Origin of the sequence: Sphingorhabdus sp. (assembly GCF_046292425.1) — a bacterium.
Lineage (GTDB): Bacteria > Pseudomonadota > Alphaproteobacteria > Sphingomonadales > Sphingomonadaceae > Sphingorhabdus_B.
The window spans coordinates 20,399-46,773 of the sequence record NZ_JBKBQV010000009.1 but is presented as its reverse complement, the minus strand read 5'-3'; the positions used below and the strand labels follow the sequence as shown (position 1 = coordinate 46,773).

Sequence of the window (26,375 nt, the reverse complement as noted above, 5' to 3'; positions counted from 1 at the left end):
GAATTTTAGACGTGGACGATAAACGCAACCTGATTTTTGCAGTATTGCTGACGGGCATCATCCTGTTCGGTTGGCCATATGTCGCCAGTTATTTCTTTCCTACCCCCGCTCCTGTTACCACCACGGCGAAGTCATCGACCACCCCTGCAGGTGCGGCGACGTCTGACGTTCCTGTGGAGGCCGCGCCCGCCAAGGTACAATCTGTGCCACTTGGTACTGCGCTTCAGTCCTCGGGCCGGATCCTCGTTGATACGCCCAAGCTGAAAGGTTCAATCAATCTTGAGGGTGCAAAAATCGACGATCTCGTGCTGCTTACCCACCGCACGGAACTCGCCAAGGACTCGGCCCCGGTTCGCCTTTTTGCGCCATCTGGTACCAAGAATGCCTATTTTGCGCGCTTTGGTTGGGCCGGCACAGGCATCACGGCACCAGACGACAAAACGGTGTGGACGCCTAGCGGCAATAAGTTGACGCCATCGACCCCTGTAACTTTGAGCTGGTCCAACGCACAAAGCCAGAGGTTTGAAATCGCTTTGTCGATTGACAAAAATTACATGATTACCGCAAAACAGCGGTTTACGAATGGCGGGACGACGCCAGCAGAAATTGCCAACTTTGCGCTACTCAGTCGCACTGGCAAGCCTGCAGACGCCACTTCAGGCGGCTCAATATTCACCCACATCCACATTGGCCCTATGGGCGTATTTGATGACAAACCCAATTATGACTGGGGCTATGTCGATGTCGAAGAAAACAAGGGTGAAACCTCTTTTACCAGCACTGGCGGCTGGCTTGGCTTTACCGATAAATATTGGCTCGGCGCGCTGATTCCTGATCAGAAAACACCCGTATCTGCAAAATTCCGCGCAAGCGGCGATGTGTATCAGGCGCAGGTCATTCCAACGCGTTACACGAGCGTCGCCGCTGGCGCAGCACTTGAGACCAATTCCCGCCTTTTTGCCGGCGCGAAGGAAATGGCCGTTCTCAATGGCTATTCAAAGAGCCTTGGCATTCCTTATCTGGATTACGCCATTGACTGGGGGTGGTTCTGGTTCATCGCTATTCCGTTCTTCTGGATCCTGCATTGGCTGTTCGGCGTTTTTGGTAACTTTGGCGTCGCGATCATTGGCCTGACGATCATTGTTCGCCTGTTCATGTATCCTGTCGCACAGAAGCAATTTGCGTCAATGGCGCAAATGCGGGCTGTGCAGCCCAAGCTCAAGGCGCTTCAGGAACGCTGGAAGGACGACAAGCCGCGTTTGCAGCAGGAAATGATGAAGCTGTATAAGGAAGAGAAAGTAAACCCGCTCGCGGGCTGTCTTCCGATCCTGTTGCAAATTCCGATCTTTTTTGCGCTTTACAAAATTCTGCTGTTGTCGATTGAAATGCGTCACCAGCCCTTCGTGCTGTGGCTGAAGGACTTGTCCGCGCCTGATCCGTTGACACCAATCAACCTGTTCGGCCTTTTGCCGTTTGATCCGCCATCGTTCATCGCCATCGGCGTCTTGCCTATCTTGCTTGGCGTGACGATGTGGCTGATGCAGCGCCTCAATCCGCAGCCGATGGATGAAGTGCAGAAGCAGGTGTTTGCAGTGATGCCGTGGTTCCTGATGTTCATCATGGCCCCTTTCGCCGCTGGTCTGCAGCTGTATTGGGTCATGTCGAACCTGGTGTCGATTGCGCAACAAAAGTGGCTGTACTCGCGGCACCCGGTATTGCGTGAACAGATGGCAAAGGATGCCGAAGAAAAAGCACAGGCAAAGGCGAAGGCGTGACTGAGACGACCTCAAAAATCTTCTCAGGGCCAATCAGCTTTCTAAAGTCAGCGCCGAAGCTTGAATTTCTGCCTGAACCGACGGTGCCCGAAATTGCCTTTGCTGGACGGTCCAATGTCGGCAAGTCGAGCCTCATCAATGCGCTTGTTAACCGTAACAATCTGGCGCGGGCGTCGAACACGCCGGGCCGCACGCAGGAGCTTAATTTCTTCGACGTCGGCGACCCTGCGGTGTTTAGGATCGTCGATATGCCCGGCTATGGTTATGCCAAGGCGCCGGTCAAAACGGTCCAGCAGTGGCGCTACCTGATCAATGATTATCTACGCGGACGAGTGGTGTTGAAACGCGTGTTCGTCTTAATTGACAGCCGCCATGGTATAAAAGAGGTCGATCATGACATTATGTCCATGCTGGACAATGCGGCAATAAGCTATCGCATCGTGCTTACGAAGACAGACAAGATCAAGGCCAGCGACCTGGCCGCGGTTGAAGCAGATACGTTGACAAAGCTGCGCAAGCATGTCGCTGCTTATCCTGACCTCTCAGTCACCTCCGCAGAAAAGCGCGGCGGTATTGAGGAACTGCGTGGGGCGGTCCTTGAAGCAGTGGCTTCGTAAATAGGGTTCGCAATCTTTGCGTCTCTGCCCCCTCGACACAATCGCAAACAGCCGCCATTAAAGGTCGCATGACCTTGAAACTGATCATTGGAAACAAAGCCTATTCGAGCTGGTCGCTACGCGGTTGGCTGGCGGCGAAGCAATCCGGCCTGCATTTTGACGAAATTACCGTACCTTTGTTTGAAACAGGCTGGGACGAACGCAAGCGTGAAGAAGACCTTGCGCCCTCTTCCGGCAAAGTCCCGATCTTGTGGGACGGGGAGGCCGTTGTTTGGGACAGCCTTGCTATCATCGATTTTCTTGCGGACAAGGTCGGGCGCGACAGATATTGGCCGAAAGACGAAGTTGCCCGCGGTATGGCGCGTTCCATGGCTGCCGAAATGCATTGCAGCTACACATCCTTGCGTCGCGAATGCCCGATGAACACGCGCAAGACATTTACCGACGTAACCGTTTCCGAAGAAACCCGCACTGACGCAATCCGCATTTTGCAGACCTGGGCAGAGGCCCGCTCACGCTTTGGTAAGGATGGACCATATCTATTCGGCACCTTTAGCGCCGCGGACATCATGCTCGCCCCCGTCGTAACCCGTTTTGTGACGTACGGCTTCACTTTACCGGGCTTCGCAGAGGCCTACGTCGAAGCGATAATGGCACATCCATGGATGGAAGAATGGTATGCCGGAGCTGCGGAGGAGCCATGGACGATTGAACGGATTGAAAGCGCCGCTACTTGATCCGCTCCGCCGAATAAGGCGTACCGTCTTTTCGGAAATAACCAGTTTCACTAAATGTCATATTGATATCGGCATAAACACCGCCCGCAGTGCGATCCCCCGCGCCAATGGCGACAAAAACGCAGTCTTGAACGCTGCGGTTGATCAGATGATGCCCGTTCGGCACACCCGCCGGCCACGCTGCAACGTCACCCGCCTGCAAAATGGTCTCGCCGCTATCCTCCACGAGCACAGCCTCGCCGGACAGCATGATTACCAACTCATCCTCTCCACGGTGCCAGTGCCGGTGTGATGACCATCCGCCAGGTTTAAGCACCACATGGCTTGCACCCAGCTTTGTAAGCCCGGCTTCCGGCGCCAGACGGCGCCACCAACGCCCTTCGACTTCGGCATTATAAGGGGCCGGATATCCTGTTTCGTTGCTTTGCGTGATGGCCTCTATGTCTATTTTGGGCATCGCGATCGCCTAGCCGCATTGCGCGCGGTGCAGCAGCTTTTGGTCAGCCAAGACCAGTGCCATCATTGCCTCGACCACTGGCGTGCCCCTGATGCCCACACAAGGGTCGTGGCGCCCCTTGGTGACGATGTCGGTTGCGTCGCCCTCGCGAGTGACAGTTTCGACAGGCGTGAGGATGGAGGATGTTGGTTTGAAAGCAACGCGTACCAGCACCGGCTGCCCGGTTGAAATGCCCCCTGCGATCCCGCCGGCGTTGTTGGCCAAAAATTCTGGATGGTTTGACCCTTCGGTGGCTGGTCGCATCCGGTCGGCATTTTCTTCGCCCCGCAAGCGGGCAGCGCCAAAGCCAGCACCAATTTCGACGCCCTTAACCGCGTTGATACTCATCATTGCAGAGGCAAGCTCGCTATCCAGCTTAGCGTAAAGCGGCGCGCCCCAGCCGGGGGGTACGCCAGTTGCGACACATTCGATAACCGCGCCAAGCGACGAACCGGCCTTTCGGGCTTCATCGACCATTTTTTCCCAGCGACCGGCTGCTGCCTCGTCGGGACAGAAAAACGGATTTTTGCCGATTTGCGAAACTTCAAAATTATCTCGATTGATGGCGTCGCCGCCGATCTCGGCAACATAAGCCATTATTTCGACGTCCGGAATAACCGCGCGAGCGACTGCACCAGCTGCGACTCGTGCCGCGGTTTCACGCGCACTCGATCGCCCGCCACCGCGATAGTCGCGAAAGCCGTATTTGGCATCATAGCTATAGTCGGCATGTCCAGGGCGATACGCCTTGGCAACGTCGGAATAATCCTTTGACCGCTGGTCCACATTTTCGATCATCAGCGAAATCGGCGTGCCTGTCGTGCGGCCTTCAAACACGCCGGACAATATGCGTACGGCATCGGGTTCCTGGCGCTGGGTTGTAAAACGGGACGTGCCCGGGCGGCGCCTGTCTAAAAATGGTTGGATATCCGCCTCGGACAGCGCAAGCCCGGGAGGACAGCCATCGACCACAGCGCCAAGTGCAGGCCCGTGGGATTCACCCCATGTCGTAAAACGAAACACGCGACCGAAGATATTAAAGCTCATGTGCTGTTTCCGTTTTCTTCATATGGACCGAACGATAGCGGACCTGTTCCTTGCCTATCCACGTCCGGATTGCACGGACAATAATAAGCGTTATGGCGATAGCAAGCACGCGGGCGGCGTGTGGATGACCATATGCTCCACCAACACGGCCTGCCCAAACAAACGCACCTATGACAGCGACAAACCCAGCCATCGATACAAATGCATCCAGAATTGGCGGCAGGCCCTCCCAATAGCGTCGGGCGTGCCAATATCCGTGCAACCCAACTAGCAAGGCACAGCCCGTGAGCAATAAAACCAGCTCGTTGCTATGCCCCGCTATCATTAGGATACAGCAATATCAGGAGCATCCTCCTGCTTCATGCCGACGGTGTGATAACCAGCATCGACATGGTGTATTTCGCCTGTAACACCTCCTGCGAGGTCTGACAGGAAATAGACCGCCGAAGAGCCGACATCGTCGATCGTGACATTGCGGCGGAGCGGCGTGTTCAGTTCATTCCATTTCAAAATATAGCGGAAGTCGCCAATGCCCGAAGCTGCCAGTGTCTTGATCGGACCAGCCGAAATCGCATTGACGCGAATGCCTTGTGGGCCAACATCATTTGCCAGATATTTGACCGATGTTTCCAGCGCAGCTTTTGCAACACCCATGACGTTATAATGCGGCATGACCTTTTCAGCGCCATAATAGCTAAGCGTCAGTAACGATCCGCCGCCTTCGCCGGTTTCTGGATCAAAAGGCTTCATCATCGCGGCAGCGCGCTTGGCAACAGCGGTAAAGCTGTAGACGCTGATGTTCATCGTCATGAGGAAATCTTCAAGACCCACCTCAAAATACTTGCCGCGCAGTGCCTCTTTATTGGTGAAACCGATCGCATGGACAACGAAATCAATCGTCGGCCATTTGTCCGCCAGCGTTTCAAACGCACGATCGAGATTTGCCATGTCAGCAACATCGCAATCAATGAGGAAGTCGCATCCAAGCTGCGCCGCCAATGGCCGCACCCGCTTTTCCATGACTTCGCCTTGGTAGCTGAACGCCAACTCGGCACCTTCCGCGTGCAGGCGCTTCGCAATACCCCAAGCAAGCGATTTGTCGTTCGCAAGCCCCATAATCAGCCCGCGTTTGCCAGCCATCAATCCGGTCATAATATCCTCATTCGTCAGGTAACTTTATCTCGCGCCTGCTTTAGTCCATTTTCATGTTCATTGGCCAGCGCCGCGTTCAACTGCGCACCCGTTACCAACCCAAGGCCAATCAAGTAAAAGAAAATCAGCGCGACCATCACACCGGCCAAGCTGCCATATGCAAGATCATAGTTGCTTACACTGGACAAAAATACCGGCAGCAAAGCCGTCAGGCCCAGCCACCACAGGCTTACCAATGCCGGCCCAGGCCACTTGGGAAAGTCCGGCGAACGGTATTTGGAGGGCGTAAGGCCAGCAAAAATCACATAAATCGCCACAAACAAAGTAACAAAGGGAATAATCCGTCCCCACGCAAAATAGCTTGAGACGGTCTGGGCCGTTGGAATGTAGCGGTATACAAGCTCCTCTGCAGCGGTGACCAGAACTTGCGCGGAAAATGCGATCATCGCGAGCACCACTGATGCTATTATCGCCCCAAGCGAACCCAAGCGATAATGCCAAAAAGCCCGGCTTGGGGTTGCGCCATAGGATCGATACAAGACGTCGCGGAACGTCTCGATAAGGCTTGCCGCGGTCCAGAGGCTGACCCCGGCGCTTAACCATAATAAGGGCCCAGAGCGTGCAGTCATGGCAGACTCAATGGGCCCTTGAAGCGTAGTTGCGACGCTTGGTGGCACCGTCCTGAAAAATGCTTCAATAAGCGCGAGCCCTGACTCGGTTTGCCCTAAAGCTCCTGCGATAGCCGCAGCCACCACGCAAAATGCGAACAAAGATACCAAGGACAGATAGGCGAAATTACCCGCGTGAATGAACCCGTCGCTATATACACCGACCGCGACTCGTTTAACCACCTCGATGACCTGCCCGGGCAGGCCAAGTCGGGCGAACCATTTCGCTTCGCTTTCATGGGCTAGCTTTGTCGCCGGAAGTTGTGCGCGCGCCTCCGGTGACAGTGGTGAGATTTCAGACACGCATATTCTCCCGGACTGAACTGTCCGAGAGAACGTCACCCAGTCGCGCCAGTTCCGCTGGATCTGTCGGTAGATGAATCATTAAGGTTACAAGTTGATCGCCGCGTGCACCGCTTTTGGCTGAAAACCCGCGCCCTTTGATCCGAAGCACTGCCCCGGAGTTGGTGCGCGGCGGCACGGTCAGCATCACTGCACCGTCGACCGTTGGCACTTTAACCTTGCCACCGACCACTGCTTCCTTGAGCGAGATGGGCAGATCGATGCGGATATTGTCACCATCGCGCACCAGATGCGGGTGCTTGCCAATCTTCAACGTTACCATAGCGTCGCCATTGCCGCCGGGGCCAGGCTGCCCTTTTCCCGGAATGCGAATTTGCTGACCAGGCAGTATGCCCGCAGGCAGCTTGAATTCCACTATCTTGCCATCACCCAGCATAATGCGTTGCGGCGTCAGCGTGGCGGCATCGGTGAAGGACACAAGATGTTCATAGGCTATATTTGCCCCTTTGGGTGGCGGCGCCTGCTGTGGGCGCGGTCCGGGCCCACCGCCGGGACGCGCACCACCTCCGCCAAACAAGCCGTCGAAGATATCACCAAGGTCAATTCCCCCGCTGCCAAAGTCGAAATTGCCCCCCGCCGGACCGCCTTGCGTGTAGCCACCGCCAAATGGATTGCCCGCGAAACGTGGCTGTCCGTTTTCGTCAATTTCACCACGATCATATTGACCGCGTTTTTTCGGGTCGGACAAAAGGTCATAGGCCTGTGTTACTTCGCTAAACCGTTCCGATGCCTTCGGATTGTCCTTGTTCTTGTCCGGGTGCAATTCCTTTGCCAGCTTGCGATAAGCGATTTTGATCGCTTTGTCGTCCGCTCCCTTGGAAACACCTAATATGGAATAAGGATCTGCCATTGTTGTCCCTGTTTACTTTTAGTGCCCGTCTTACATTGGTATTACAGCGCTCCAAGTCAACTTGGAAGCAGAGCATATTCCGGTTTTTCCCCTACAAACTGGCGCAACAGGAGATATAGCAGCAAACCAATCGGTCCTGCCATCAGGGTGAAGAACAATGTCGGCACCTGCAGCCAGCGCGATATATTGTGCGCATCGGCGTTGCGGGCAATCCAAATGCCAACGAACAGGTCAAAGGCAAGATAATGGATCCAGCCGATGGTTGCGCCACCGGGGGAATCAAAAAGTGCCATGACGCCTGACAAACTTGTGAAGTCAGCGGGCGGGCGACCAGCTGGGCCACCATCCGATATTAAGCCAGCCATCAACGGAATGATGAGACCAGCATAGAGACATGCGAGCAACACCGACCCTGCAAAAAACACAAATGGGACAGCGATTTCACGCTTTGGTGCAAAAGCCAAAATCACCCAGCCGAGCAAAGCCCATAGGTTGGCGATGCCGAATATTGTTTCCCAATTCATTTTATTGTCTAACCCCTTTTAACCCGCATCAGTCTAGCCTATCGGACAGCTATGGAAAGACCTGATCCTTTTAGCCTGTTCGACGAATGGTTTGCCGAAGCGCGAACTACCGAAATAAACGATTCCAATGCGATGGCACTGGCGACTTCGGGCGCCGATGGTCAGCCGTCGGTCCGGATGGTGCTGCTAAAAGGCCATGGCCGCGACTTGGGCACGCAAGGCGGCTTTGTTTTTTACACCAACTTTGAAAGTCGCAAGGCCGGACAATTATCTCAAAACGGGCAAGTCGCCTTGCTATTTCACTGGAAATCACTTCGGCGGCAAATCCGCATTGAGGGCGTGGCGAGGCCCGTAGATGACTCAACAGCAGACGCCTATTTTGCAACGCGATCACGAAATTCGCAGCTTGGCGCATGGGCTTCGGATCAGTCGCGCCCACTTGCCGACCGCGCGACATTTGAGGCCCGCTTTACCGACGTTGAGGCGCGCTTTGAAGGCCAAGATGTCCCTCGTCCGCCGCATTGGTCCGGCTGGATGGTAAGCCCGGCCCGTATTGAATTCTGGCAAGACCGCGAATTCCGGCTGCACGAGCGATGGTTATATGAACGCGATGGCGATAGCTGGAAAACCGGCATGCTATATCCGTGACTGATAGACTGTGAGCGCCGGGCATAGCCACGATCACCATGCCCATGGTGAGCTGACCAAACGTGCGGCCATCGCCAGCGTGGCTGTCGCGCTTTTCCTGCTTGCGCTTAAGATATTTGCAGCAGCAGAAACCGGGTCGGTCGCCCTGCTCGCCTCGCTGGCTGACACAGGATTTGACGTGCTAGCATCTTTGCTGACCTTGTTCAGCGTTCGCTATGCGGCCATGCCAGCCGATGATGACCACCGCTTTGGCCATGGCAAGGCAGAAGCATTGTCCGCACTGTTTCAAGTCACGTTGATTACCGTATCGGCCATCCTGATCGCGTGGCGCGCCATCGTGCGCTTGGGCGAGCAGGAACAGACCGCGCATCCCGAATATGGCATTGGCGTTTCCGTAATTGCGATTGTCGCGACATTGGGCCTTCTTGCGTATCAACGGCAAGTGGTCCGTAAAACGGGATCGGTCGCGATTCAGGCGGACCATGTACATTATCAGAGCGACCTTTTGCTCAACGTTGCCGTGATCGTCGCGATTGTGCTCGACACCATGCTGAATGTACGCGGAGCCGACCCCTTGTTCGGCATTGCGATTGCGGCATGGTTGATGTGGGGTGCATATCGCGCGGCGCGGACAGCGCTCGACCAATTGCTTGACCGCGAATGGCCTGACGAGAAAAAGGAGCGTTTCATTGAAGTCGCGCTTCGCCACCCCGAACTGCGCGGTATTCACGACATGCGGACGCGTTCAAGTGGCGCGCATGATTTCTGCCAATTTCATGTTTGGGTCGATCCCAACATGACGGTCGCGGCGGCACACCGCATCATGGATGAGGTCGAGCAGGCATTGATGGACGAATTTCCCGGCGTCGAAGTCCTGATCCACCCAGACCCAGAGGGGCATAAGGATGAGATGGGCTATATCCCGTCCGAAACCATCGAGCGTGAGGAGGAACCCAATGACTGACCTACCCTATTTCCACGTGGATGCGTTCGCTGACCGCCCCTTCACAGGCAATCAGGCGGCGGTTATGCCGCTAAACGAATGGCTTGAAGATTCGGTGCTTCAGGCAATTGCCGAAGAAAATAACTTCGCGGAGACCGCATATTATGTGCCCGACAATACAGGTGCTGCGGATTATGAACTCCGCTGGTTCACGCCAGAAGTTGAAATTCGCCTTTGCGGCCATGCGACGTTGGCAAGTGGCCATATCATACTGACCGAAAACCCCTCGTTTGACCGAGTAACTTTTCGCACACGCAAGGCCGGGATATTGGAAGTCCGGCGTGACGGGCCAGGCTACGCAGTGGGTCTGCCGGCGATTCCGACAGAGCAAGTCGACAATCCCGCGATGATGGCTGCCATGGGCGGCAATCCCTTATCGATGCGCAGCAACCCCGACGGCTATAATATGTTCATCTACGCCACGGCAGCAGAAATATTGGCGCTCAGGCCTGATATGAAGGCACTTGCAACCCTTGGTGATGACAGCTTCACAGCCACCGCGCGCGGAGATGACACTGACATTGTCAGCCGCGTGTTCGTGCCGGGCGCTGGTGTCGACGAAGACAGCGTCACGGGAAGCGCGCATGCGGTCATCGCGCCCTATTGGGCCAACGAGCTTGGCCGAGACAGTTTCACCGCTTATCAAGCGTCGGCCCGCGGCGGCTATCTGGGATGTAACGTTGAAGGCGAACGAGTGTGGTTGTCAGGCCACTGTTTTACGGTAGTAAAGGGTATGTTCAGCTTGCGCTGACCATCAACGACATTCCATTCTTTAAAGGATCATCCATGTTGAAATCACTTGCCGTCTTGTCGGCGCTTATGTTGTCACCAGCCGCAATGGCGCAAGACACACCGCCAGCTCCGCCAAGCGGCGGCATACCTCAGCCGGAACAGATTTTCGCTTTTTTGGATGCCAATAAAGACGGCTTCATTGCAAAGAACGAAGCACAGGGACCATTGGTTCAGTATTTCGGAAATATTGATACGGACAAAGACGACAAGATCACACTCGTCGAACTGAAAACCGCGATGGACGCGATGCGTCCGCCAGAACCGGCGCAAGGCGATAGCGAATAATCGCAGCAGCGTAAGCGCTAAAGACGCGCGGGGGACCGACTGGCCTCCCGCGCGTTTGCTTCATTAAGCGACTGTTGCCTTGCGGATCACGCCTGGGTTTGCGGGCGGCTCACCCTTGGGCAAAGCGTCGACGTGCTCCATGCCGCTGACCACCTGGCCCCAGACCGTGTACTGACGGTCGAGGAAGCTTGCATCGTCAAAGCAGATGAAAAACTGGCTGTTGGCAGTATTCGGGTCGTTCGTCCGCGCCATCGAGCATACGCCGCGGACATGTGGTTCAGCGTTAAATTCCTGCTTCAGGTTTGGCTTGGACGAACCGCCCATGCCAGTGCCATTGGGGCAACCGCCCTGCGCCATGAAACCAGGGATGACGCGGTGGAACTTCACGCCATCGTAAAATCCTTCGCCAGCTAGTTCCTTGATACGGGCAACGTGGTTTGGTGCCAGATCAGGGCGCAGCTTGATAACAACGTCGCCGCTGTCGAGTGAGAGAGTAAGTGTTTCGTCGGCCATATTGATATTCCTTCGGGCTTGGGAAATGGATGTCGGCTGCCCTAGTGGAACCATCGCACGCGTGCAAAGCCAAAATCATTGCATTTTGAAGCTGTCTGCGTAGGAGGGGGCCAATCTTAATATATGGTTCCAGATTGATAACGGGAGGCCCGCATATGACCAGCGACATTGCCGACCCGGACATCATCGACCCCGAAATCGTTGAAACCCTCGATGAAGACAATCGCCTCACCCGCGACTATGTCGATCGCGTTCTGGATGCTGTCGAAGAGGGCGATCTGGACGAAGTCTACCGGCTGGTCGAGCCGCTTCACGAAGCCGATATTGCCGACCTTCTCGAACTGACCCCATCCGAACGGCGCGGAATACTCGCCATTAGTCTGGGCGACCTCATGAGCGCCGAGGTGTTGGCCGAGGTCAATGATTATGTCCGCGAGGATATTATTGACGCCCTGCCAGCGGCCCAGGTTGCAGGACTCGCCGGACAACTTGATACCGACGACGCTGTTGCAATCATTGAGGATATGGAGGCCGAGGACCAGCAAAAGGTCCTAGCCGAGCTTGATCCCGAGGACCGCGCCGTCATTGAGGACGCGCTGTCCTATCCCGACGAATCCGCTGGCCGAATCATGCAGCGCGAACTGGTTGCGGTGCCGGAGCATATGACTGTTGGTCAGCTCATCGATTATTTGCGCGACCATCAGGATTTGACCACCGAATTCTGGGAAGTCTTCGTGGTCGACCCTCAGCATAAGCCTGTCGGCACATGCAAGCTAAGCTGGATCATGCGCAGCGAGCGCAAGGTGCCGGTCAGCGAAATCATGATGCATGAACAGACGCTCATTCCGGTCGACATGGATCAGGAAGAGGTGGCCTTACGCTTCCAGAAATACGCGCTGATCTCGGCGGCCGTGGTTGATGCTGCAGGTCGGCTGGTCGGAGTTATCACGGCCGATGACATCGTCCACATCGTTCAGGAAGAAGCCGACGAAGATATCTTGCGCCTGTCAGGTGCTGGCGAAGGAGATATCAACGAACCGATTTCCGAAAGCTACAAGGCACGTGTGCGATGGCTGATCGCAAATTTAGGTACTGCGATGGTGGCGAGTTTCATCATTGCCCAATTTGGTGCTGCCATCGAAACTATGGTTGCCTTGGCCGTCCTGATGCCAATCGTCGCGTCAATTGGCGGCAACGCCGGAACGCAGACCTTGGCTGTTACAGTGCGCGCGCTTGCGACCAACCAGCTCACCCAGTCAAACACTATGCGGTCAATTTGGCGCGAGATTCGCGTGGCCCTGCTCATTGGCGCCACCATCGCTGTCATAGCCGGCATTGGATCTGGCGTGATATTCGGCGACTGGCTTTTGGCCGGTGTCATTGCGGCGGCGATTCTGTGCAACATTTCACTTGCCGGATTATCAGGCGTCGCCATTCCCGTATTACTTGATAGGTTGGATCAGGACCCTGCGGTTTCAAGCTCCATCTTCGTGACGATGATTACCGATTCGATGGGTTTCCTCATTTTTCTTGGACTTGCCGTCTTCAGCGGACTTGCCGGTTAACGGCCCGGCACCCAAATAGCGTCCATGCCATTGAACATGACCAAGATCGCTTTTGGAGCGGAAAGCCCGAAGCATTTGCGTGAGCGTCTTGCGGCTTACGCCCAAGATGGCGAGGTGCGCCTTACCACCCGTTACCTTCCAAAGCGGGTCGAGGAAATGGCGGGCGGCTCGCTTTATTGGATTCACACTCACACCATCATCGGCAGAAGCCCAATCATTGGCTTCATGGAAAATGGCGCTGGCCGTCATTGGATTCGCATTGAACCGCGCTTGATCGCCGTGCGCTCGACACCAAAGCGCGCACATCAGGGCTGGCGGTATCTCGAAGAAGCCAATGCGCCGCCTGATCTTGATTCGGTCGAGACCGACGGCCGCGACGAAATGTCGCCCAAAATGCTGAGCGAACTGATGAAAATGGGGCTGGTTTAAGCCGCTTCGCGCTTGGCCAACACCTTGTTGATTACATCGGCGAAGGTCTCGGCGCTTTGGGCGCCGGGGACCATATATTTCTGATCAAAGATGATAGCGGGAACGCCGGTGATATTCTGGTCGGTCCAATGCGCCATTACTGCGCGCACGCTGGTGGTGAGCGCGGCGTCGTTGATCCAAGCCAAAGCCACTGCGCGATCCATGCCTTGCGCTTCGGCGATATCGCACAGCGTTTCGACATCACTCACATCGCGGCGGTCCTGAAAATAGGCGGTGAACAAAGCCGTTTTCAGCGCTGTCTGCGCGCGCCATCCCCGTTCGCTGCCAAAGATGGTCAGCAATTTATGCGCATTGAACGTGTTATAAATGCGCATGCCATCGCCATAGTTGAAGGCAAAACCTACGCTGTCGCCAATGCCGGAAAGCCGCTGCCGATTGGCGCGGCTTTGTTCGGGCGTGCTGCCATATTTGCGCGCGATATGCTCGGCGGTATCTTCGCCTTCGGGCGGCATATTTGGGTTCAGTTCAAATGGATGCCAATGGGTTTCAGCGGCGATTTCCTGGCCGACAAGCGTAAGCGCCTTTTCGACCTGCTTCAGTCCAATAATGCACCACGGACAGACAACGTCTGACACGATGTCTATGCGCAGCGGCACGGCCTCGGCACTCATTGCGATACCCAATGGCGCAATAGGCTATGCGCAATGGCAAAGGGTGGCGGCGCGTTGAAACGGCGGTCGCTGTCCCCTGCCAAGGCAGCCATTGCTTCGTCCTTGCTGACCCACATGGCGTCTTCAATTTCGGTGGTATCGAGCGTTAGCTCATCGCCCAGTGCATCGGCTGTGCAAGCAATCATCAACTGTGATCCGCCAAAAGGCCATGGCTGGCTGGTGACATAGCGCACCGCGCCACAGGTGACGCCTGCCTCTTCGTGGATTTCGCGGCGGACGGCTTCCTCAATGCATTCGCCAGGCTCCAGAAAGCCGGCAAGCGCCGAATAATTGCCGGGGGGAAAGCGCGACTGCCGCCCGACCAATGCCTTGCCCTCAAACTCGGCAAGCATGATAACAACCGGGTCTGTGCGCGGGAAATGTTCCTTTTGGCAGTTGCCGCATTTCCGTCCCCATCCAGCGCGAAACAACATGGTCGCGTCGCCGCAGCGTCCGCAGAAGCGGTGGCCGTTATGCCATTCAATCAGGCTGCGCGCGGTGCCGTAGATCGCGGCATCCTCGGCGGGCAACATCGACAACGCCCGCCAGATTGCTGGCGACCGAAATGCGTCCCCAGTCGCCTCAACCAATGCCACAAAATGCGGCTTGCCGTCGGAAAGGCCAAGGAGAATGAGTTCTTCCGAACCCTCAAGCTCAGCAAAGGAATGCCAGTGAAGGCCACCTGAGTCACTGACCCGCGGGTCAAGCCCGTCAAGGCCCAATACCCGCGCGCGCCAATCGCCAAGCAACACACCATAGGCCTCTGCATCATTGCGGACGCGGTCAGCGCGGTCGAGCGGTGAACCCGTAAAACCCGGAGCCATCATCGGATCAGGCTGGCAACCCGAGGTCCTGCAGGACCCATTTGGCGAAGTCCTGATGGAACGGATAGACGTCACTTGGCATATATTGCGCCATGCACACGGCGCGTAATTTGCGCTTCGGATCTACAAAGGCCACGGTACCGGCCGCGCCGCCCCAGCCATATACACCGTCATTAACGCCCTTACCCACGCGGCCACCGGCGCCAAAGCCAGCGCCTGAAGCAAATGTGCCATCGGTTGACACCGCCGCTGGCAGCAAATCGGACATGGCCAGCTTAGCGGTTGCGGTTGACATGACGCGGACGCCATCAAGCTCCCCATAATTGGCAAGCATGTTGAGGAAACGGTCGTAATCCCGCGCCGACGACACCATCCCAGCACCACCAAAGGCAAAGGCTGGTTTGTCCAGATAGATGCTTGTAGGGGCGGGGTCGATCGGGAATAAAATGCCGTTGACCGGAGCGTAGTTGGAAACGAGGCGCTTGGTCTCCGACTTGGGCACCTGAAAATAGCTGCTGTTCATTTTCAGCGGTTCAAAAATGCGCGCCGTCAAAAACGCCTCGAAATCCATACCGCTGGCAACTTCGATCACGCGGCCAAGCAAATCGAGCGAGATCGAATAACTCCATTTCGTGCCGGGTTCCGCAATCAATGGCAGCTTTGCCAAACGTTCAGAAAATGTCTTGAGGTCCGGGGTTGGCGCGCTTGCTGGCTGGCCGGGAATCGGAAAACGGCTGACAATGCCCGGCGTAATACCATTATCAAGATAGGCCTGAAGTAATGGTCCCTTGGTAATAATCGAATATCCAAGCCCCGCCGTGTGCGTCAAGAGATGGCGCAGGGTAATCTGCGTTTTGGCTGGCACCGCTTTCAAGCTGTTGTCCGGATCAGTAAGCACCGTCATGTTGGCAAATTCCGGCAGAAAATCTGCTATTGGCTGATCGAGCTTCATTTTGCCTTCGTCCACGAGGATCATCGCGGCAATGCCGGTCACCGGCTTTGTCATCGAATAGATGCGCCACAATGTATCGATATCAACTGGCGTTGTTTCGCCCAGCCCTCGTGTTCCAACCGCAATAACATCCGGCATACCGGCCGCACGGCCAATGGTGGCCAAAACGCCGGGAAGCTTGCCAGAAGATACATAGCTTTGGAATTGGGTGCGGATTGTGGGATACAAGTCTGCAGCACGTGCCCAGGCCTGCCCGGGTACGAATGCGCCAACGGCACCAACTGCGGCCAGTTGGCCACTCCAAGCCAAAAACCCACGCCGGTCAATCATTGCCCGTCCGCTATCCTGCACGTTCATACTTTCTCTCCTGCGTTTATTACCGCCTCCGCTGCCTTTCTGAATACGGTCGGCAGACCGGCCTTGTCGAGCGATTTCAACGGCCACCACTCGCCTTCGCCCGGGTCGCTTGTGCCCGCTGGCCATGACGTAACGGCAATGTCGAGCAGAAGCGAAAAATGCGTAAAAACATGCGACACTTGCACTGGCAATTTTCGCCATTCAGCAGGCGCGGGTGGGGTGGCATGACCGTCCAGTCGCGCCGTCCACCGGTCGTCTGGCAATGCACGCATGCCTGCCAGCAGGCCGTTGTCATGACGGCGCACCAGCCAGACATGATCGTCCCGCTCGATCCAATAAATTCGCCCTGCCCGTTGCGGCTTTGGGGCCTTCGGCATTTTGGCTGGGTAAACTTCAGGGTTGCCAACCCGCAACGCATCACAGGCAAAAGCAACCGGACAAACAAGACAAGACGGCGCCCGTACGGAACATATGCCAGCACCAAGATCCATCATTGCTTGCGCAAAGTCTCCGGCGCGGTTGTCGGGCGTAATACTTTCGGTAGCCTCGCGAATAAGCGGCTTTGACTGCGGCAAGGGCGTCGAAATCGCAAACAACCGGGACACCACACGCTCGACATTGGCATCCACCACCACGGCTCTTTTCCCAAACGCAATCGCCGCGATGGCAGCAGCGGTGTACGGGCCAATGCCCGGCAATTTGAGCAATTCGGCCTCAGTCTCCGGGAGACGGCCATCATGCTCCGCCACAACAACTCGCGCACATTTAAGCAGATTACGTGCCCGGGCATAGTAGCCAAGGCCAGCCCATGCCGCCATGACATCAGCATCATCGGCAGCGGCTAGCGCCGCAAAATCCGGCCAAATCTGCGTAAACTTGTGGAAATAAGAACCCACCGCTGCAACAGTTGTCTGTTGCAACATGATTTCCGACAGCCAGACATGATAAGGGTTGGCAAACCCCTTACCCGGCGGCTTACGCCATGGCAAAACGCGCGCGTGCCTGTCATAATGCGCCAGCAAGGCCTTCGCGATATCCCCAGATTTATGGACGGGTTGTTGGACGGCTGGCATGAAAAATGGCATGGATGACGCAATGGACAAAGGCAAGTCACCACCGCTGCCAAAAGGCACCAAAAAAGCCCCAACGCCCAAGACGTTCCAGCGTCCGCGCGGTGGGGAGGCAAAGTCCGTGTCGTCGCTTATGCCCGATATCGGCCGTGCCGCGTTTCGTAAATTCGGTTTTGTGCAAAGCTCGGTCGTCAGCCGCTGGGACGAAATCGTTGGCGCGCGTTATGCCGCTGTTTCCGCGCCTGAGGCCATTCGCTTTCCGGTTGGCAAAAAATCCGATGGTACGCTCGAACTGACGGTGGAGGGCGCGCACGCCACCATGATTCAGCATGTCCTTCCCGAAATCATTGAACGCGTGAACCGCTTTTTCGGCTATGGCGCAGTCGCACGGGTTAAAGTCCGTCAGGGGCCAGTTGTTAAGACCAAGGTGCGCCAACCAACGGCAGCGCCGATGTTGAAGCCTGTGCCAATGGAATTGGGCGAATCCTTGCGCGAAATCGGCGACCCTGAACTCTTCGCCGTACTCGAAAGCCTCGCAAAAAGCCTTGCCAAAGGGGGCGAGTGATACCAGATGCGCACGAACGGTTTCGAAGGGTAAGGTCCAGGCAATGTGGCGTCTAAAAAATTATTTCGGGGTACTTTTCGTCGGCACGGCGGCGCTATCGGCTACACTATCGGCGTCACCTGTGCCCAGCAAATGGCTTTCTACCGTCACAGTCAGTGACAAGGGCGCGCATATCGTCGGTAACCCGGCGGCGCCAAACAAGGTAGTTGAATATCTTAGCTACACCTGTGGGCATTGTGCGGAATTTGAAATGAAGGAAGCGCCCGCATTCAAGACGCAGTTTGTCGCAACCGGGAAAGCAAGTCTGGAAATCCGTAACTTGGTGCTCAACCCGGTTGACCTGACCGCTGCCATGCTGGCGCGCTGTGGCGGCAAAGCGAAGTTTTTTGGTAATCAACGGCACTTGCTCGCAACTCAGGCAACCTGGTTAGGCAACGCCAAAAATATTAGCGCGGCCACGCAGGAAAAACTGAAAGCGCAGGATTATACCGGCTTCATGGTTGGCACCTTTAACGAAATCGGCCTTGCCCCAATAATGCAACAACGCGGTATTACACCGGTTCAAGCCAAGACGTGCCTGGCGGATAAAGCTGCGCTAAAAACTATCATAGACATGACTGAAGCCGGTTCGGCGCTCGGCGTCAGGGGCACGCCGTCATTCTTGGTAAACGGCGTTTTGCAAGATCATATCCATAACACTGCCGAGTTAAAGGCGGTAATGAAGTAAACCGGCATCCCAGACTGAAGGATATCACATGCGCATAAAGACAATTATTATTTCAACGGTTGCTGCAATGGCGCTTACGGCCTGCGGCAGCGCCGACACAGCTGGAGCACCAAAAGGTGAGCCGCTTGCCAAGGTTGCAGCACCGGCAGATAAAGCATGGGTCGATGTGGTCACCAAAACTGAATTTGGCGGCTATCAGATGGGCAATCCAGACGCGAAGCTCAAACTTGTAGAATATGGCGCAATCACCTGCCCCGGCTGTGCGCAATTCCACGCCCAATCTAAAGATGAGCTGAACAAACTCGTTAATGACGGCACCGTGTCCATGGAATTTCGACCGTTCCTCGTCCATGGCATTCAGGATGTCCCCGGCTTCCTGTTGGCGCAGTGTAGCGGCCCCGAAGCGTTTTTCCCGCTGACTGATCAGCTATATACCGAGCAGCAAAGCTGGCTTGGCAAAATCAGCACAGTGACGGAAGCGGACCAGCAAGCGATGCAAAAAATGTCGCCAGAGCAGATTGCAACTTTGCTAGGTACCAAAATGGGCCTCATCGAATTCGTCAAGTCACGCGGGATTAGCGAAGATCAAGCAAAAGCATGCTTGTCCGACAAAGCTGCGATTGATGGCCTTATCAAAACAACCGAGCGTGGCACAAAGGATGATAATGTGACCGGCACGCCCTTCTTCCTGCTAAATGGCGCAAAACTTGACGCCAGCTCGTGGGTTCAGGTGAAAAGCAAGCTGGTCGAGGCCGGCGCACGCTAAATATGGCTCGGGGGGGCCATGACTACGTCTCACCTGCAACGGGGGTGGCCCCTTGCGTATAAAGAAGCTGAAACTCGTCGGCTTCAAAAGCTTTGTCGAGCCCGCTGAACTTAGGATCGAGAGCGGGCTCACTGGCATTGTTGGCCCTAATGGCTGTGGCAAATCGAACCTTCTAGAGGCCATTCGCTGGGTAATGGGCGAAAGCAGCGCCAAGTCGATGCGTGGCGCAGGCATGGAGGATGTGATCTTCGCCGGCACCGCTTCACGCCCGCAACGTGATTTCGCTGAAGTGACGATACTGGCGGAACGCAGCGAAAATGGCGCAGATAACGACACCGATGAAGAACTGGAAGTCACTCGCCGGATTGAGCGGGGCGCAGGTTCAGCCTATCGGTCAAATGGGCGCGATGTGCGCGCCAAGGACGTTGCACTTATTTTTGCGGATGCGGCTACGGGCGCGCATTCCCCGGCACTGGTCAGCCAAGGCCGCATTGGCGCAATCATTTCGGCTAAGCCGCAGGAACGTCGGCAGATGCTCGAGGAAGCAGCCGGCATTTCCGGCCTTCACGTCCGGCGCAAAGATGCCGAACAGAAGCTTCGCGCGGCTGAGAGCAATCTGGCGCGGCTGGCAACCATCCTTGCCGATATGGACGCCCGTGCGGGCCAGTTGCGCCGCCAGGCCAAGCAGGCCGAGCGATATCGCACGCTGACCAAGGACATTCTTCAGGCGGAGGCGCGTTTGATCTTCGTGCGTTGGCGGGAGGCCAAAGCCGCCGCCGATGTAGCGCGCGCCGAGGCCAACACAGCGGCGAAAGCAGTTGAGGATGCAGCGGTTGCGCAACGTGTCTTGACGGACAAACAGCAAGAGGCCGTACGGCAACTCGCCGATGCCCGCGCGGTGGCGATGGCAGCGCGGGATGCGGCCAATGACCTGTCGAACAGGCTTGTGCAATTGACTGGCGAGCATGAACGGATAATCCAGCGCCAATCCGACCTCGCGGCGCAGGCCGCCCGCATGGCAGACGATGGCGCGCGTGAAGGCAAGTTGACGCATGATGCAGCCGATGCGCTAGCCCGGCTACAGGCTGAAAGCAGCAAGCTTGCCGAGCAAATCAAAGCGCAAGAGGAGGAGCGCCCTGCCCTGCAGCGCACCGCTGAAAATGCGGAGCGGCAGGCGCGCGAAAGCGAAATCGCTTTGGCCAATGCGTCCGCCGAGCAAGCGCGTGCCGATGCCGAACTGCGCGTTGCGGACGCCGCGCTTGCGGCAGCCACGATGCGGCTACAACGTGCGGAGCAAGCTTGCGCACGGCTAAACGCGGAACAGGATGCGTTAGGTAATGAGGCGGAATTTGTTTCCGCCAAAAGCCAAGCGGATGCGGATGTGCAGACATTGCAGAAGCAATTGCAGGACGACACCACTGCGCACGAAGCAGCAGAGATCCGTCGCTCCGAACTGATATCCGCGCGTGATCTGGCGCAGGTGGCAATCGCAAGTGCCAAGGCCGAACTAGCCGCATTGTTGACGGAACAGAGCGCGTTGCAGCGTTCATTGAACAAAGGCAGTGGCGACAAGGCAATTGACCGCATTTCGGTCAAACCCGGCTATGAACGCGCTTTGGCTGCTGCACTTGGCGATGATGCGGACGCAGGCATCGGCGGTGACACTGGTCGACGCTGGCTTGGCGGAACCAATGCACTTGGCAAAGTGCAGGAGAATGCGCTGATCCATTTTGTCGATGCTCCACCCGAACTGGCTGCGCGGCTTTCTATGGTTCGCGTGTTCGAAAGGGACGATGGCCAAGAGCTTTCGCCCGGCGAACGCATCGTAACCTTGTCAGGCAAACTTCGCCGCTGGGACGGCTTTGCGACCGATGGCGATGGCGCGACGATCGCAGAACAACTGGTCCGCGCCAACCGCCTGACGGAACTGGATGCGCTTATAGCGCCTGCGCAAGCCGCGTTAGACCAACAGGCTCAACGCCTATCGCAAATGGCCGACATTATCGCAGCGGCGCAGGATACTTTGCGTGCGACGGCGGCGGCGCGGGTGGCGACCGAAGGCCAGTTGCGGCAGGCATTGCGCACGGTCGATCAAGCCGAGGATGCCCTCACGCGGCTGAAATCAGCAAAGGCAGCGCTTGGCGACCGGATGGCGGCGGCACAGCAGGACTTGGCCGACGCAGAGGCAGAGCGCAAAGTGGCTGAGGCCGCACGGCATACCTTGCCTGATGGGTCGCATCACGCCGACCTCGTGCAAAGCCTCGCTAAGGCACATGAGGCAACCCGCGACCTGTTGGCGCGTAATCAGGCGGACCTGTCTGCACTTGAGCAACGCATATCGCAAAGCCGCGAACGACGCGCCGTGGCGATGGCCGAAATCCGCGGCTGGCAGGAACGTGCTGGTGAAGCTGAGCGCCGGATCGCGGAAATGAACAAACGCAGCGCTGATATCGCTACTGAGCAGGAAGCCATGGCGGGAAGGCCGGAAATCTTCGCCCGCGAAATTGCGACGTTGCGGGCAAACAAAGAGCAATTGGCCGACAAGCTCGCGGGCCTGCAAACCGCAGAGAAGGCGCAAGAAGCGACACTGCGCGCACTCGAAACCGAACTAGCGGCAGCTGCTGAGCGCCTGTCTGTTGCCCGCGAAGCGCGCGCCGGAGCCGAAGCCCGCGCCGAAAATCAGGACCATCGCCGTGTCGAAATGGGCCGAATATCGGGCGAGCGATTTGAGTGTCCGCCGCCTCTTCTGCCCGAAAAACTGAACTTTGATGAAGACACGATGGAGGATGCGGGCGTCGAATCCAACCGGCTCGACCGCCTGCAAAATGAACGCGAGCGCATTGGTCCGGTCAACCTCATAGCTGCAGACGAACTCGCCGAGCTGGAAGCACAGCAAAGCGCAGGCGCAGCAGAGAGCGAGGAGCTCACGCTCGCCATCAACCGCCTGCGCGGCTCCATCGGCAGCCTGAACCGGGAAGGTCGCGCGCGGCTCTTAACGGCGTTTGAAGCAGTGGACGGGCACTTCCGTCGCCTGTTTTCAACCTTGTTTAACGGCGGGCAAGCGCACCTGGCCTTGATCGACAGCGACGATCCGTTGGAAGCTGGCCTCGAAATTTTCGCGCAGCCTCCTGGCAAAAAGCTTCAGTCGCTTACTTTGCTATCGGGCGGTGAACAGGCTCTCACGGCGGTCGCGCTGATCTTCGGGCTTTTCCTTACCAACCCAGCCCCGATTTGTGTCCTGGACGAGGTCGATGCGCCGCTGGATGATGCCAATATCGAACGTTTCTGCGATTTGCTGGACGCAATGACGCAGGAAACAGATACGCGCTATTTGATCGTCACCCACAATGCCGTGACCATGAGCCGGATGCACCGTTTGTTTGGTGTCACAATGGTCGAGCAGGGAATAAGCCGACTGGTATCGGTTGACCTTGGGGGCGCAGAGCAATTACTGGCTGCCGAATGACTTTGCATGGCCCCATCACCAACAGCTTTATCTCGCAGCGCCTTCGGCTAAATTATGTCGATTGGGGCAACCCCGACGCGCCGCCTTTGCTTTTGGTCCATGGCGGGCGCGACCACGCACGCAGCTGGGACTGGGTAGCCGAGGAATTGCGCCGTGACTGGCACATAATAGCGCCTGATTTACGCGGTCATGGCGACAGCGCCTGGTCGCCCGACGGCACCTATGAAATGGCGGGATTTGTTTATGACCTGGCGCAACTAATCCATCAGTTGAACCTCGCCCCGGTTAGCATCATTGCCCATTCAATGGGTGGCAACATCGCGACTCGCTATGCGGGGCTGTTCCCCGAAAATGTGCGCAAGATGGTCAACATTGAAGGGCTTGGGCTCTCGCCCAAGATGCAGGCAGAGCGTGATGCTATCGGCATCCAGAAACGTTTTCGGCAGTGGATTGAGGACAAGCGCAATGCTGCTGGCCGGACGCCGAAACGTTATCCCAACATTGAAGCTGCCTATGAACGGATGAAAACCGAGAATAGTTATCTTAGCGATGAGCAAGCCCGTCACCTGACCGTGCACGGCATCAGCCGCAACGAAGATGGAAGCTGGAGTTGGAAGTTCGACAATTACCTTAACATCTGGGCGATTTTTGATATGCCGCGTGAGGATCTGCTTGCGATATGGCAGTCGATAACCTGTCCGATGCTGTTGATGTACGGCGCCAATAGCTGGGCATCGAATCCCGAAAAAGACGGCCGTATTGCGCATTTTCCAACCGCCAAGGTCGTCGAATATGAAAATGCCGGACACTGGCTGCATCATGACCAATTCGACCGCTTCATGGCCGACGTGCGGGCGTTTCTCTAACCAATCATCGCGCGCAAATTGGCGATCGTATCTGCCTCATCCGCTGGCTTGTCGCGGCGCAGGCGCGAGATGCGCGGGAAACGCATGGCGATGCCCGATTTGTGCCGTTTCGATTCATGCACCGCGTCAAAGGCGACCTCAAGCACCAGTGATTTTTCGACTTCGCGGACTGGGCCAAAACGCGCGACGGTGTTGTTGCGCACAAACCGATCAAGCCATTTCAATTCTTCGTCGCTAAACCCTGAATAGGCCTTGCCAACGGGTAACAACGTGCCGTCGGGCGTCCAGCAGCCGAAGGTATAATCCGAATAATAAGAAGACCTTTTCCCGCTGCCGCGCTGCGCATACATCATCACACAATCCGCCACGAGCGGCTCGCGTTTCCATTTGTACCAAAGGCCGACCTTGCGGCCAGCGAGATAAGGTGAATCGCGCCGCTTCAGCATTACCCCCTCAATCGCTGCCTCACGCGCTGCCGCCCGCATCTCCCCCAGATGGTCGAAATCGCGTGCTTCGATGATCGCCGACAGATCAAAACGCACTGCGTCAAGATTTGCGGCAAACAATTCAAGCCGGTCACGCCGCGTTGTCCACGGCATCGCGCGTAAATCCTCCGTTCCGTCGAACAATATGTCATAAAGGCGAACGAACACCGGATATTCGGCTTGCATCGCGGCGGTCACATTCTTGCGGCCAAGACGTTGCTGCAGGGCATTAAAGCTTGCGGCCTCCCCGCCCTGAACTTCGCCCCGCACAAGCAATTCTCCGTCTACGACACCAAAGCCCTTGAATGCGGCGGCGATTTCGGGGAACGCGCCAGTTACTTCATCGCCGCCACGGCTGAACAACCGCGTTTCCCCGCCCGTCGACGCAATCTGGATGCGGATGCCGTCCCATTTCCATTCAGCCGCGAAGTCGTCCAGATCCACGCTTCCATCCTCCAACGGATGGGCAAGCATAAAGGGCCGGAAAAACGCGCTGTCGGCAGGGTCGGGCCGTTCGGATCTGCCCTCGCCCCACGCAAACAGTTCGGTATAAGGCGGGCGAATGGCGTGCCATACCTCTTCGACATCGTCTACGGAAACACCGAAGGCCTGACCAAATGCGGTTTTGGCGAGGCGCGCCGAAATGCCGACGCGCATCGCACCCGTCGCCAGCTTCAACAGTGCGTAACGGCCATTGGCATCCAATCGGTCCATCAATTCAGCTAGCACAATTGGCGCGCGGGCACGGCTTGTGCTATTAAGCAGGTCAACGACTTCTGACACTGTGGGCGCCACGACATCCGCGCTGACGTCGGGCCACATCAGGGCGACCGTTTCGGCCGTGTCGCCCACATAATCGCGGCTCATGCGGAATAGCATGGGGTCAAATCGATCCTCCGCCATTGATCGGATGGCCGCCGACTTCACCGTCGCAATGCTCAGCGTCCCTGCGAGCGCCGCCAAGGCCCATCCCCGATCGGGGTCGGGTGTATCGCGTAAATAGTCAGCGATCAGCCTAACCTTATGGTCGCGGGACCGAGTGTAGATCAGCCCGTCAATGAGCGCAGCGAAAGCCTGCATCAGCCCTCATCCTCATCTTCACGGCCAACCAGATCGAGCGCACGCGCCTTCAGCTGGTGCAATTCACACCACCGCCCAAGGGCATCGGTACGTCCATGTGTAATCCAGGTTTCGTTTGGCCTAAGCTCAAGCAATGTGTCGGTCAGCTCCGTCCAGTCTGCATGGTCCGAAATGACCAGCGGCAGTTCGACATTGCGTTGTCGCGCCCGTTGTCGCACGCGCATCCATCCAGACGCCATGGCGGTAATCGGATCAGGCAGTCGCCGCGCCCAGCGATCATTCATCGCCGACGGCGGCGCGACCACAATCGCGCCTTGCATCTCCGCCTTGGCGAGGCCAGTCGCCAAAATCAATTCGCCCAAAGGCACATCATGCGCGGCGTATAAATCGCACATTTTCTGCATCGCGCCGTGAATGTAGATCGGCGCGTCATAGCCCGCGCGCCGTAGCTCAGCAATGACTCGCTGCGCCTTGCCCAATGCATAGGCCCCAACGACAATGCATCCTTGCGCATTTGCCTCACGCGCAGCGAGCAATTTCGCGATCTCATCCTCGATTGGCGGGTGCGTGAATACCGGCAAGCCAAATGTCGCCTCGGTAATCAGGACGTCGCAAGCCACGGCTTCAAAAGGCGCGCAGGTCGGATCGAAGCGGCGCTTATAATCGCCTGTCACCACCACACGCTCACCGGCATGTTCCAGCAGGATTTGCGCTGAACCCAAAACATGCCCGGCTGGGTGAAAGCTTATCTTCACGCCATTAGCCGCAAAGCCATCGCCATAAGTCATTGGCGTGCCCATTTCGGTGCCGTAACGCAGCGCCATGATAGCAAGCGTCTCTGGCGTAGCCCAGACTGCGCCGTGACCGCTGCGCGCATGGTCGGCGTGACCATGCGTTACCAGCGCACGTTCGGCAGGGAGTGATGGGTCAATCCACATGTCCGCTGGCTTGACATAAATGCCGTGCGCGTGCGGCTCTATCCAATGTTGGGCAGCTGTTCGGGAGATAATGACTGTCCCTTTCTAACGTCAGTTATGGGGCGT

28 protein-coding genes are annotated in these 26,375 nt (G+C 56.8%); 14 read left to right on the top strand and 14 right to left on the bottom strand.

Annotated features, from left to right (window positions below; all coding sequences use genetic code 11):
- Window positions 1–11 precede the first annotated feature (11 nt).
- The 3 genes from yidC (at window position 12) to ACK4S7_RS03520 (ending at window position 3,129) form a co-directional block, all read left to right on the top strand.
- Window positions 12–1,775 carry a membrane protein insertase YidC gene (yidC, locus tag ACK4S7_RS03530; RefSeq protein WP_409644582.1) on the top strand — a complete coding sequence of 588 codons (1,764 nt, stop codon included), beginning with the start codon at window positions 12–14 and terminating at the stop codon, window positions 1,773–1,775.
- A complete protein-coding gene (yihA, locus tag ACK4S7_RS03525) occupies window positions 1,772–2,392 on the top strand; it encodes a ribosome biogenesis GTP-binding protein YihA/YsxC (RefSeq protein WP_409644581.1) in 621 nt (206 codons plus the stop codon). Before yidC ends, yihA begins: the two co-directional genes overlap by 4 nt.
- Before the next feature lie 74 nt (window positions 2,393–2,466).
- The gene (locus ACK4S7_RS03520) at window positions 2,467–3,129 is read left to right on the top strand and encodes a glutathione S-transferase family protein (protein WP_409644599.1); all 663 of its coding nucleotides are present in this window, start codon (window positions 2,467–2,469) and stop codon (window positions 3,127–3,129) included.
- Here ACK4S7_RS03520 and ACK4S7_RS03515 read toward each other — a convergent pair.
- From ACK4S7_RS03515 to ACK4S7_RS03485, 7 genes are read right to left on the bottom strand one after another with little or no spacing between them, the layout of a single operon-like run.
- Window positions 3,122–3,586, bottom strand: a complete 465-nt coding sequence (locus ACK4S7_RS03515; RefSeq protein ID WP_409644579.1) for a cupin domain-containing protein — start codon at window positions 3,584–3,586, stop codon at window positions 3,122–3,124. The two genes, ACK4S7_RS03520 and ACK4S7_RS03515, sit on opposite strands and share 8 nt — an antisense overlap.
- 9 nt (window positions 3,587–3,595) lie before the next feature.
- Window positions 3,596–4,672 (bottom strand): chorismate synthase, encoded by a 1,077-nt coding sequence (gene aroC, locus ACK4S7_RS03510; protein WP_409644578.1) that lies wholly within the window; start codon window positions 4,670–4,672, stop codon window positions 3,596–3,598.
- Window positions 4,662–4,997: a hypothetical protein gene (locus ACK4S7_RS03505; RefSeq protein ID WP_409644576.1), complete on the bottom strand. Its 336-nt coding sequence runs from the start codon at window positions 4,995–4,997 to the stop codon at window positions 4,662–4,664. The genes aroC and ACK4S7_RS03505 overlap by 11 nt, the downstream gene beginning before the upstream one ends.
- Window positions 4,997–5,824 (bottom strand): enoyl-ACP reductase FabI, encoded by an 828-nt coding sequence (gene fabI, locus ACK4S7_RS03500; RefSeq protein WP_409644575.1) that lies wholly within the window; start codon window positions 5,822–5,824, stop codon window positions 4,997–4,999. Before fabI ends, ACK4S7_RS03505 begins: the two co-directional genes overlap by 1 nt.
- A gap of 14 nt (window positions 5,825–5,838) precedes the next feature.
- Entirely contained in the window at window positions 5,839–6,795 is a 957-nt protein-coding gene (locus tag ACK4S7_RS03495; RefSeq protein ID WP_409644574.1) for a YihY/virulence factor BrkB family protein, read from the bottom strand.
- Window positions 6,788–7,705: a DnaJ C-terminal domain-containing protein gene (locus ACK4S7_RS03490; RefSeq protein WP_409644573.1), complete on the bottom strand. Its 918-nt coding sequence runs from the start codon at window positions 7,703–7,705 to the stop codon at window positions 6,788–6,790. The genes ACK4S7_RS03495 and ACK4S7_RS03490 overlap by 8 nt, the downstream gene beginning before the upstream one ends.
- A 56-nt stretch (window positions 7,706–7,761) precedes the next feature.
- Window positions 7,762–8,229, bottom strand: coding sequence for an ABA4-like family protein (locus ACK4S7_RS03485; RefSeq protein WP_409644572.1), 468 nt, complete (start codon window positions 8,227–8,229; stop codon window positions 7,762–7,764).
- Between the two features lie 51 nt (window positions 8,230–8,280).
- Here ACK4S7_RS03485 and pdxH point away from each other — a divergent pair, with 51 nt between their 5' ends.
- From pdxH to ACK4S7_RS03465, 4 genes are read left to right on the top strand one after another with little or no spacing between them, the layout of a single operon-like run.
- A complete protein-coding gene (gene pdxH / locus ACK4S7_RS03480; protein WP_409644571.1) occupies window positions 8,281–8,877 on the top strand; it encodes a pyridoxamine 5'-phosphate oxidase in 597 nt (198 codons plus the stop codon).
- A gap of 10 nt (window positions 8,878–8,887) precedes the next feature.
- Window positions 8,888–9,841 carry a cation diffusion facilitator family transporter gene (locus ACK4S7_RS03475; RefSeq protein WP_409644570.1) on the top strand — a complete coding sequence of 318 codons (954 nt, stop codon included), beginning with the start codon at window positions 8,888–8,890 and terminating at the stop codon, window positions 9,839–9,841.
- Window positions 9,834–10,631: a PhzF family phenazine biosynthesis protein gene (locus tag ACK4S7_RS03470; RefSeq protein ID WP_409644569.1), complete on the top strand. Its 798-nt coding sequence runs from the start codon at window positions 9,834–9,836 to the stop codon at window positions 10,629–10,631. Before ACK4S7_RS03475 ends, ACK4S7_RS03470 begins: the two co-directional genes overlap by 8 nt.
- A 35-nt stretch (window positions 10,632–10,666) precedes the next feature.
- Complete coding sequence (locus ACK4S7_RS03465; protein ID WP_409644568.1) at window positions 10,667–10,957, top strand: hypothetical protein; 291 nt, start codon at window positions 10,667–10,669, stop codon at window positions 10,955–10,957.
- A 63-nt stretch (window positions 10,958–11,020) separates the two neighbouring features.
- On the opposite strand, the gene ACK4S7_RS03460 is transcribed toward ACK4S7_RS03465, so the two are convergent.
- A complete protein-coding gene (locus ACK4S7_RS03460) occupies window positions 11,021–11,470 on the bottom strand; it encodes a peptidylprolyl isomerase (RefSeq protein WP_409644567.1) in 450 nt (149 codons plus the stop codon).
- Window positions 11,471–11,625: 155 nt separating this feature from the next.
- Here ACK4S7_RS03460 and mgtE point away from each other — a divergent pair, with 155 nt between their 5' ends.
- Window positions 11,626–13,035, top strand: a complete 1,410-nt coding sequence (gene mgtE, locus ACK4S7_RS03455; protein WP_409644566.1) for a magnesium transporter — start codon at window positions 11,626–11,628, stop codon at window positions 13,033–13,035.
- A gap of 24 nt (window positions 13,036–13,059) precedes the next feature.
- Window positions 13,060–13,464: a DUF1489 domain-containing protein gene (locus tag ACK4S7_RS03450; protein WP_409644565.1), complete on the top strand. Its 405-nt coding sequence runs from the start codon at window positions 13,060–13,062 to the stop codon at window positions 13,462–13,464.
- Here ACK4S7_RS03450 and ACK4S7_RS03445 read toward each other — a convergent pair.
- Genes ACK4S7_RS03445 through ACK4S7_RS03430 form a run of 4 tightly spaced genes read right to left on the bottom strand, consistent with a single transcriptional unit; the run spans window position 13,461 to window position 17,380 of the window.
- The gene (locus ACK4S7_RS03445; protein ID WP_409644564.1) at window positions 13,461–14,135 is read right to left on the bottom strand and encodes a DsbA family oxidoreductase; all 675 of its coding nucleotides are present in this window, start codon (window positions 14,133–14,135) and stop codon (window positions 13,461–13,463) included. The genes ACK4S7_RS03450 and ACK4S7_RS03445 overlap by 4 nt on opposite strands.
- A complete protein-coding gene (nudC, locus tag ACK4S7_RS03440; protein ID WP_409644563.1) occupies window positions 14,132–15,001 on the bottom strand; it encodes an NAD(+) diphosphatase in 870 nt (289 codons plus the stop codon). The genes ACK4S7_RS03445 and nudC overlap by 4 nt, the downstream gene beginning before the upstream one ends.
- A 4-nt stretch (window positions 15,002–15,005) precedes the next feature.
- Window positions 15,006–16,307 carry a serine hydrolase domain-containing protein gene (locus ACK4S7_RS03435; RefSeq protein ID WP_409644562.1) on the bottom strand — a complete coding sequence of 434 codons (1,302 nt, stop codon included), beginning with the start codon at window positions 16,305–16,307 and terminating at the stop codon, window positions 15,006–15,008.
- The gene (locus ACK4S7_RS03430) at window positions 16,304–17,380 is read right to left on the bottom strand and encodes an A/G-specific adenine glycosylase (RefSeq protein WP_409644561.1); all 1,077 of its coding nucleotides are present in this window, start codon (window positions 17,378–17,380) and stop codon (window positions 16,304–16,306) included. The genes ACK4S7_RS03435 and ACK4S7_RS03430 overlap by 4 nt, the downstream gene beginning before the upstream one ends.
- 10 nt (window positions 17,381–17,390) lie before the next feature.
- Here ACK4S7_RS03430 and ACK4S7_RS03425 point away from each other — a divergent pair, with 10 nt between their 5' ends.
- From ACK4S7_RS03425 to ACK4S7_RS03405, 5 genes are read left to right on the top strand one after another with little or no spacing between them, the layout of a single operon-like run.
- Complete coding sequence (locus ACK4S7_RS03425; protein WP_409644559.1) at window positions 17,391–17,942, top strand: DUF721 domain-containing protein; 552 nt, start codon at window positions 17,391–17,393, stop codon at window positions 17,940–17,942.
- 43 nt (window positions 17,943–17,985) lie between these two features.
- The gene (locus ACK4S7_RS03420; RefSeq protein ID WP_409644558.1) at window positions 17,986–18,669 is read left to right on the top strand and encodes a thioredoxin domain-containing protein; all 684 of its coding nucleotides are present in this window, start codon (window positions 17,986–17,988) and stop codon (window positions 18,667–18,669) included.
- 28 nt (window positions 18,670–18,697) lie between these two features.
- Window positions 18,698–19,435, top strand: coding sequence for a DsbA family protein (locus ACK4S7_RS03415; protein ID WP_409644556.1), 738 nt, complete (start codon window positions 18,698–18,700; stop codon window positions 19,433–19,435).
- A 52-nt stretch (window positions 19,436–19,487) separates the two neighbouring features.
- On the top strand, window positions 19,488–22,901 hold the full coding sequence (locus ACK4S7_RS03410) for a chromosome segregation SMC family protein (protein ID WP_409644554.1): 3,414 nt from the start codon (window positions 19,488–19,490) through the stop codon (window positions 22,899–22,901).
- Window positions 22,898–23,767, top strand: a complete 870-nt coding sequence (locus ACK4S7_RS03405; protein ID WP_409644552.1) for an alpha/beta fold hydrolase — start codon at window positions 22,898–22,900, stop codon at window positions 23,765–23,767. The genes ACK4S7_RS03410 and ACK4S7_RS03405 overlap by 4 nt, the downstream gene beginning before the upstream one ends.
- On the opposite strand, the gene ACK4S7_RS03400 is transcribed toward ACK4S7_RS03405, so the two are convergent.
- Entirely contained in the window at window positions 23,764–25,332 is a 1,569-nt protein-coding gene (locus tag ACK4S7_RS03400; protein WP_409644550.1) for a cisplatin damage response ATP-dependent DNA ligase, read from the bottom strand. The genes ACK4S7_RS03405 and ACK4S7_RS03400 overlap by 4 nt on opposite strands.
- Window positions 25,332–26,342: a ligase-associated DNA damage response exonuclease gene (locus ACK4S7_RS03395; protein WP_409644598.1), complete on the bottom strand. Its 1,011-nt coding sequence runs from the start codon at window positions 26,340–26,342 to the stop codon at window positions 25,332–25,334. The genes ACK4S7_RS03400 and ACK4S7_RS03395 overlap by 1 nt, the downstream gene beginning before the upstream one ends.
- Between the last annotated feature and the right edge of the window lie 33 nt (window positions 26,343–26,375).

Coding starts and splice junctions, on each gene's coding strand:
- ACK4S7_RS03515 (WP_409644579.1), bottom strand. CDS start 3,586: ATGCCCAAAATAGACATAGAGGCCATCACGCAAAGCAACGAAACAGGA.
- aroC (WP_409644578.1), bottom strand. CDS start 4,672: ATGAGCTTTAATATCTTCGGTCGCGTGTTTCGTTTTACGACATGGGGT.
- ACK4S7_RS03505 (WP_409644576.1), bottom strand. CDS start 4,997: ATGATAGCGGGGCATAGCAACGAGCTGGTTTTATTGCTCACGGGCTGT.
- fabI (WP_409644575.1), bottom strand. CDS start 5,824: ATGACCGGATTGATGGCTGGCAAACGCGGGCTGATTATGGGGCTTGCG.
- ACK4S7_RS03490 (WP_409644573.1), bottom strand. CDS start 7,705: ATGGCAGATCCTTATTCCATATTAGGTGTTTCCAAGGGAGCGGACGAC.
- ACK4S7_RS03485 (WP_409644572.1), bottom strand. CDS start 8,229: ATGAATTGGGAAACAATATTCGGCATCGCCAACCTATGGGCTTTGCTC.
- pdxH (WP_409644571.1), top strand. CDS start 8,281: ATGGAAAGACCTGATCCTTTTAGCCTGTTCGACGAATGGTTTGCCGAA.
- ACK4S7_RS03470 (WP_409644569.1), top strand. CDS start 9,834: ATGACTGACCTACCCTATTTCCACGTGGATGCGTTCGCTGACCGCCCC.
- ACK4S7_RS03465 (WP_409644568.1), top strand. CDS start 10,667: ATGTTGAAATCACTTGCCGTCTTGTCGGCGCTTATGTTGTCACCAGCC.
- ACK4S7_RS03460 (WP_409644567.1), bottom strand. CDS start 11,470: ATGGCCGACGAAACACTTACTCTCTCACTCGACAGCGGCGACGTTGTT.
- mgtE (WP_409644566.1), top strand. CDS start 11,626: ATGACCAGCGACATTGCCGACCCGGACATCATCGACCCCGAAATCGTT.
- ACK4S7_RS03450 (WP_409644565.1), top strand. CDS start 13,060: ATGCCATTGAACATGACCAAGATCGCTTTTGGAGCGGAAAGCCCGAAG.
- ACK4S7_RS03445 (WP_409644564.1), bottom strand. CDS start 14,135: ATGAGTGCCGAGGCCGTGCCGCTGCGCATAGACATCGTGTCAGACGTT.
- nudC (WP_409644563.1), bottom strand. CDS start 15,001: ATGATGGCTCCGGGTTTTACGGGTTCACCGCTCGACCGCGCTGACCGC.
- ACK4S7_RS03435 (WP_409644562.1), bottom strand. CDS start 16,307: ATGAACGTGCAGGATAGCGGACGGGCAATGATTGACCGGCGTGGGTTT.
- ACK4S7_RS03430 (WP_409644561.1), bottom strand. CDS start 17,380: ATGCCAGCCGTCCAACAACCCGTCCATAAATCTGGGGATATCGCGAAG.
- ACK4S7_RS03425 (WP_409644559.1), top strand. CDS start 17,391: ATGGATGACGCAATGGACAAAGGCAAGTCACCACCGCTGCCAAAAGGC.
- ACK4S7_RS03420 (WP_409644558.1), top strand. CDS start 17,986: ATGTGGCGTCTAAAAAATTATTTCGGGGTACTTTTCGTCGGCACGGCG.
- ACK4S7_RS03415 (WP_409644556.1), top strand. CDS start 18,698: ATGCGCATAAAGACAATTATTATTTCAACGGTTGCTGCAATGGCGCTT.
- ACK4S7_RS03405 (WP_409644552.1), top strand. CDS start 22,898: ATGACTTTGCATGGCCCCATCACCAACAGCTTTATCTCGCAGCGCCTT.
- ACK4S7_RS03400 (WP_409644550.1), bottom strand. CDS start 25,332: ATGCAGGCTTTCGCTGCGCTCATTGACGGGCTGATCTACACTCGGTCC.